General features: G+C 46.2%; 6 protein-coding genes. 5 read left to right on the forward strand and 1 reads right to left on the reverse strand.

The window, feature by feature from the left end; translation table 11 throughout:
- Positions 1–38 precede the first annotated feature (38 nt).
- The 5 genes from ACIFQN_RS07925 (at position 39) to ACIFQN_RS07945 (ending at position 4356) form a co-directional block, all read left to right on the forward strand.
- Positions 39–563: a MarR family winged helix-turn-helix transcriptional regulator gene (locus tag ACIFQN_RS07925; RefSeq protein ID WP_429832480.1), complete on the forward strand. Its 525-nt coding sequence runs from the start codon at positions 39–41 to the stop codon at positions 561–563.
- Between the two features lie 106 nt (positions 564–669).
- Positions 670–969: a DUF3055 domain-containing protein gene (locus ACIFQN_RS07930; protein WP_429832481.1), complete on the forward strand. Its 300-nt coding sequence runs from the start codon at positions 670–672 to the stop codon at positions 967–969.
- 76 nt (positions 970–1045) lie between these two features.
- Positions 1046–1852, forward strand: a complete 807-nt coding sequence (locus ACIFQN_RS07935) for a lysophospholipase (RefSeq protein WP_429832482.1) — start codon at positions 1046–1048, stop codon at positions 1850–1852.
- Between the two features lie 133 nt (positions 1853–1985).
- Entirely contained in the window at positions 1986–2114 is a 129-nt protein-coding gene (locus tag ACIFQN_RS07940) for a GapA-binding peptide SR1P (RefSeq protein WP_429832483.1), read from the forward strand.
- 103 nt (positions 2115–2217) lie between these two features.
- Complete coding sequence (locus ACIFQN_RS07945; protein ID WP_429832484.1) at positions 2218–4356, forward strand: hypothetical protein; 2139 nt, start codon at positions 2218–2220, stop codon at positions 4354–4356.
- Positions 4357–4421: 65 nt separating this feature from the next.
- On the opposite strand, the gene ACIFQN_RS07950 is transcribed toward ACIFQN_RS07945, so the two are convergent.
- Positions 4422–6395 carry a dihydroorotate dehydrogenase gene (locus tag ACIFQN_RS07950; protein WP_429832485.1) on the reverse strand — a complete coding sequence of 658 codons (1974 nt, stop codon included), beginning with the start codon at positions 6393–6395 and terminating at the stop codon, positions 4422–4424.
- Between the last annotated feature and the right edge of the window lie 96 nt (positions 6396–6491).

The following is a 6491-nucleotide window of genomic DNA, read 5'->3' on the forward strand; positions in this document are numbered from 1 at the left end:
GAAGAATGAAAGATCAAGGATCATGGAGGAATATACCCATGCAGGAGGCCTCAATCAGACACGTATTCGAAGCGTTAAACACGATGCGCGCCATTGATGTTGTGAACAAAGAAGACTGGGAGAAGGCTGCAAAGGAAGCCGAGTTAGATTCCTCTGTACAGCTAAACATTCTCTGGATTATCTACTGCTATGAAGGAGTGCGCGTTACGCAAATCGCGGACTGGACCTTCTGGCACCCCTCTTCTATCGTCATTCATATTAAAAAATTGATGGAGAAAGGGATGGTGACCATCGAAAAATCGGAGTTAGATGGACGCGTTGTTCATGTCTATCCGACTCAAAAAGGGAAGGAAGTTCTAGAGGCCAGCCGCCGGAGTGTTCCAGATATTTTTCGTTTGACGTATGCATTGGAGAAAATGGAGGAACGCTACAGTACAGCGGTAGTGGAGTTGTTCTTTGAATGTCTCTCATTTGTCGCTCAATCCTTGCACGGAGCGGAAAAAGTGAGATGGATTCAAGAAGGCGAAGACCGGGTTCTGAACCCGAAACATTTAATAAGTTAAGGGGAACGGGTAGCAAAAACTGGGGTTTTCGCGTATACTTATAAATACTCCGAATATTTACTCAAAAAGTATTCGGGAACCAAATGAAGACGAGGAGGGATTGCTGATGGAGCATTACGACCACTTATATGACGTTTCGGAGAACGCCAATGTACGTTTTCTCGGATTTGTATCGGAGGGAACTCGCCACGACTTTGGTATTGTATTTACAAACAAGTTTTATGGGAAGCCGTTGGTGATCTGTATGCAGACGGGGCAATCTACCCTTCTCAGTTCAGAGGACGCCATAAACCCGGGGTATCTCAAAAAGATATTTCGACTGAGCTCAGAAAGTCAAGCAGAGGCCCTTGCCAGCTTTTTCCAGGAATATTTGCCAAGCTTGTCACTTGAAGAAAATCAGTATTAGGTAGCGAGCAGAAGTTCTTCTTCTGCTCGTTTTTACATGTCCTGATCGCGGGGCAAGTAACATGGGAGAGATTATCATGGTTACGCATAAATGGCTTACTTCCGATCAAAAAGGGGCCGTCGTACTGGTACATGGAACCGGAGAACATTATGGGCGATATGAGCATGTGGCCACTTTTTTAAATCAACACGGGTGGGCTGTATATGCTGGCGACTTGCCTGGATGGGGACGTTCCTCGGGGCCGAGGGGGCATATTGATTCATTTGCTCAGTATGTCGAGACGGTCCGAGGATGGGCAGAAGAGGCGTTGGCTGAAGCAAAAGAGAATCAGCCTGTTTTTGTGATGGGGCACAGCCTTGGCGGACTCGTTGCAACGCGGTTTGTCCAAAACTACGAGCGAAGGCAGGAGCTGGCTGGACTCATCCTGACGTCCCCTTGTGTGCAATTAAAGCTAGCAGTACCGGCTTGGAAAGCACAGCTAGCCCAGTGGCTGGATCGTGTGTGGCCGACACTTGCCATACCGAATGGAATTACAGCAGATATGGTCTCGCGCGATAAGGCAGTGCAAGCAGCTTATCAGAGTGATCCGCTGAATTACCCAAAGGTAAGTGTTCGGTGGTTTCACGAGTTGCATCGTGCGATGGGTCAAGCGTGGGAGGAAAGAGAGTACCTAAGCATTCCGCTGCTTGTATTGCAGGCGGGGGATGATTCAATCATAGACGCGGACGCAGTGGAGCGGTTCGCAACAGAGATATGTACCGACACTGAATTTCAGCTTTTTCCTGGGTTGCGCCATGAAATACTGAACGAGCCTGAACGTGAACAAGTATTACAACAGATAGGAACATGGTTGAACAAAAAAAGTCGAAATGTGACATACTAATCAATTAATAATTATGTGTAATTACCGTATTGACTCCTAATGGTGTGTCATATTAATATGGATATATCATCACATATAGCGATAATATGACCATCACACACTGCCTAGGCAAGTGAATGCGGAGGGAACATAGATGGGAACAATTGTGTGCCAATCTTGTGGAATCATCATTGAGCATTTTGAATGTAATCAGGTGAAAACGCTTTATGCCGTATGCAACTGCGATTGCCGTCCTACTGAAAAACAGGAAAAAGAAAGATAAACGCTACCAGGCCTAGACTTAGGGCCTGTTTTTTTTGACAACCTTTTCATGTTGGGGGATAATGGAGAAGTATATAAATTGTTGCAAAAGGAGGAATTGTTTCATGAAGCGAAAACCCATGCAGAGTTGGTTGGCCGCTGCTGTGTTGGTCACCTCTCTGTGGAGCGGGACTCCGGCATTCGCATCTGGTGGAAAAGAGGTAAAGCTCTCCCAAAGCCAACCGGAAATTTCACAGGCCGGTTTCGACATTGCTGAGAAGTATGCAGTTTGGATTAATGAAGGTGAGAATACCATTACCTTATACGACATTGAAAAAAATACAGAGACCAAGATTGGGAACAAAAGCTCTACCAAGAAAAGCCCCAAAGTAGATGGGAAATATGTCGTTTGGCTTGATTCACGAGATGGTGGCTCAGATGTTTACATGTATGACATTTCCAAAAACGAAGAAACGCGTGTGACGGATGGCTCAGGTTCTGCCGAGGATGTAGAAATTGCCGGAAAAAATATTGTTTGGTCGAATAAAAGTAAAAAAGGTACTGACATTTTCTTGTACAATATTTCTTCTGGTGAAGAGGAACAAGTCACGACAAGTGGAAAAGCAACCCATCCTACTGTAAGTGATTCCTATGTTGCGTGGGAAGACAGTCGTGAAGGAAACGCGGATATTTACTACTACGACATCGATGCCCAAGAGGAAACGGCAGCGGTAACTTTACGTGGGGCTCAAGTTCGTCCAACCATTTATAATGACGAAATCTTGTATGAGAACCAGGCATCCGACTACAGCCAGATTTATGTTTACTCTATTGACACCGGAAGAAACAAGCAATTAACGGAAGGCTCCGGTGACAAACAGGACGTACATAATTATAAAACCACTTACGTGTATGTTGATGATGGGGATCTGAGAAGCGCCGATTCAAACAAATCCTCTAGCAGACAGATTGCGAGCTCTATTTTCAAAGGGAATGGACCTCGTGTATATGGAAACTACGTGATGTACGCGAAAAAAGACAGCGATAAGAAGCTTCACCTTAATCTTTACGACATCGATGAAAGAGAAACGATACCTTTGGGTGATGTAGCGGGAGAACCAAGCCAACCTGACGGCAGTGACCGTTATGTGGTCTACATTTCCAGAGCGAAAAGGGTAGACTCTGTAGTCCTGTACGATACAAAGGTAAATACGAGCAAAGTCATCAGCAAAGCGAAGGCAGATCCCAGCCGCCCGCTCGTGAGCAACCATTATGTCGTCTGGTATGATGACAGTAAGGATGCGCTCGTTTCCTACGATATTCGCAAAGGTGTAGAAACACAAATCACTGATGGAGGCACTAAACACGATCCGAGTGATGAGCTGTACGAATTGGATGGCAATCAGTTGCTTTGGTTGAATGAAGGGCGTCGAACAGAGCTTATGCTGACTGACCTTTCAACTGGTAAGCACGAGAGCCTTACCTCGCTGAAAAGTGAGCCTCTGAGCATTGACCTTTATGATGGCTATGTTTCTTATGTCCTTGAACAAGGAGCGAAATCAGCAAATATTTATTTGTATGATATTAACAGAGGCAGAGAAACGACAATCCGTAAAAATGTTCAAGTAGAAGAAGCCAAACTGGGTGATGATTTTGTCGTCTGGAGCGAATATACAGACGGTTCTAAACCAAACTGGGATTTATTTTATTACAACATCAGACGCGATAAGACAAGTTCCCTGTTGCGCTATACAGACCGTGATCAAAAAAATCCACAAGCTTCGCGGAACATGGTTTTCTTCAGAGATAATCGCCTTTCGCAAAGTGCCAAAGATTTTTATGACGAACTGTATGACGTAGAGGATGGTTCGTATGGAGATCTGCGCTGGAGCGATAAAGCGAAAGTAACCGAAGCGCGTCTTGGTGGAAACCGCATCGTTTGGGTGGATACTCGTGAAAGTACGCCATATGTGTACACAATGGAAATCGGTAGTGCGCGAGATGATGATGACAATGGTGGAACTGATCCTGAACCGGAACCAGGCGATTACAAAGAGTATTCGTTGAAGAACATGTTGTTAGACGGAATATTTGACGAAAAAATACAAAACACTGATCTTAATAAATTTGTTTTCGTATTCTTCCCAAATACGGCAAATGAGTTTCCACTTTCCGTTAAAGAAGCCCTTAAAGACTTAGATCTATTTGATAAGATGATTGCGAAGGTAAAAATGGACGAGATAAACATTCGTATTTACAAATAAGTAAAAAAGCAGGCAATAGGATACTATTATAATCCTTGTTGCCTGCTTTTTTGTTTAGATAAAAGTTATTTGGTCTCGAGTAAAAACGGTCGTGCAAGCACCAGACCGATCAGAAATAGCAAAGCAGCTACAAAGGCTGGAAGCAAGTGAAGAAAATTCACATAGCCAACCGCATAATGAATGCCAATACCAGAGACAAAGCCAGGAATCCCAGCCAGGAATAACGTCCACCAGACCCAGCCCTCTCCCCGTCTGAATCCCCACAAGGTAAGTAGCAGTACGGCTAGACCACATGAAACGAGAGCCCCACCAAATCCGGCCCGATCATGAGCAATCAGTGGAATTAGTCGATCGTTATAGGCTTGCAAGGTTTCAGCAGAGACGCAGAGGAAGACGAGATCAGAAGGAACGAATACCCCTGTTACTCCGATGATGGAAATAATCAGGCCCGCCCCTGTCAAACCGCATCCGATGATGACAAATGATAACTGTCCCCACAAGGCATTCTTCCATTCGCGTTGATTGTAGAGATCGAGTGGTAGTGGTGATAACTGCCTGTTTGCAGGCTCTCGTACGGCCAGCAGAAAGAAAGGAAACAGCAGAAAGGATAAGATTGCATGTAAATAGTCGAAATAACCGTAGCCAATAAATAAAAAGAAGCTGGCGAAGCCTACTGTACCAGAGATGAGTAAAACGGACCGAGTCCAATGAAGCCCCCTTCGCAAACCATGACGAGCGAGTTGGAAGTATATCACACCAATGGAAAGCATAGTACCTGCCAAACTAATGCGATCGTGAGACATAAATGGGAGGAGCTGGGTATTTAATAGCGCCAGTTCTTCTGCTTTGGCGCCTAAAAAGCGTTCATCATAGGGGAGCATGACACTCGTGGCGGCAAGTAACCAAGCCAGTCCGCCGCCGATCAACATCCCCAGTCCCAAGTAGACACCCCACATCCATGATGGAAATATCCAGGGGGCTGGTGCGGGAGGTGTGGCAGAGTCTGACCCATCCCCATCTGAATCGGGAGAGGAGTCTGCACAGCGTGATTGCCAGACCGCTTCGTTGATCCTTTTTGGCAAGCCCGGACCAGAGTAAACCAAGCCGCTGTGCAATTGAATAAAATCAGCTCCGGATTCCAAAAATGCCAATGCATCTGCGGGCTCCTGTATTCCCCCTGAACCGATAATGACGCAATCGGGCCACATCTGTCTCGACCATGTGACCAATTGCTTGGCGCCGGTAAAAGAGGGCTTACCTGTGATGTAGAGTTCATCATCTGAAATCCCGGTTTGCTGCAGGCGTATTCCTCCCGCTATGATCAGCCCGTTAAGTCCTGCTTCTCTGGCAGGCATAACTAGATCCAGAGCTTCCTGCTCGCTCAGACCTGGTGGAATCGCTAACAGGAGTGGACGATCGGTAGCTGCTCGTAAATAGTCAAGATGCTGTTGCCATTCAGCCAAACCCCAAGGAGGTGATCCGAGGAGAGGACGAGTATCCAGCGTAAAGAAGGAACAAAATCGGTCTAAACGCTTTATTAATTCTATTCGTTCTTCTGTAGCTTCCCGCATGTCTGCATCTGGTTGACATGCTAGTCTCGCTCCTAGTGATACGTTGCCGAGTCGCATGCTTTGCAATCGTTCCACGAGAGCCTCTATCCCGGGATTAGCCAGAGGATCGGAATAAGAAATCGCCTGGAGGTCCTGGGCACGTACCACCTGTCCACAGGCTGGCAGGGGCTGCAACGTAACAGGTCCCAGCTCCATGTAGCCAAAACCAAACCGTGAAAGAGCTTCCGTGGCTTGGTTATCTATGTCCAATCCCGCTCCCAGTCCTACAGGGCTTGGGAAAGTGAGCGAAGCAAACGGTTGAGATAAGGCAATGGGTGGCTTCATATGCCCCATCAATTCGATGATGAACGGTCCGCCTGGAACCTTGGCTAATGTTCCGATCGCGGTCAAAGTCAATTTGCGTGCTTTCTCGGCAGGCAAGAGAAAGAGCAGTGGTCGAAATAAGGTGCGATACGACCAGTCTGGCATGGCTCAACACCCTTCCTGATTTTTCCTTGCTTTCTATCTTATCAAAAAGTTTGGGTAAAAACTTGTTCAAACAAAAAGGGGCTGTCTAAAAAGTCC

The sequence above is a fragment of the Brevibacillus sp. NRS-1366 genome (assembly GCF_050467985.1).

Bases quoted from the DNA above. Each gene is read 5' to 3' on its own strand.
- ACIFQN_RS07925 (WP_429832480.1), top strand. From the start codon at position 39: ATGCAGGAGGCCTCAATCAGACACGTATTCGAAGCGTTAAACACGATG.
- ACIFQN_RS07930 (WP_429832481.1), top strand. From the start codon at position 670: ATGGAGCATTACGACCACTTATATGACGTTTCGGAGAACGCCAATGTA.
- ACIFQN_RS07935 (WP_429832482.1), top strand. From the start codon at position 1,046: ATGGTTACGCATAAATGGCTTACTTCCGATCAAAAAGGGGCCGTCGTA.
- ACIFQN_RS07940 (WP_429832483.1), top strand. From the start codon at position 1,986: ATGGGAACAATTGTGTGCCAATCTTGTGGAATCATCATTGAGCATTTT.
- ACIFQN_RS07945 (WP_429832484.1), top strand. From the start codon at position 2,218: ATGAAGCGAAAACCCATGCAGAGTTGGTTGGCCGCTGCTGTGTTGGTC.
- ACIFQN_RS07950 (WP_429832485.1), bottom strand. From the start codon at position 6,395: ATGCCAGACTGGTCGTATCGCACCTTATTTCGACCACTGCTCTTTCTC.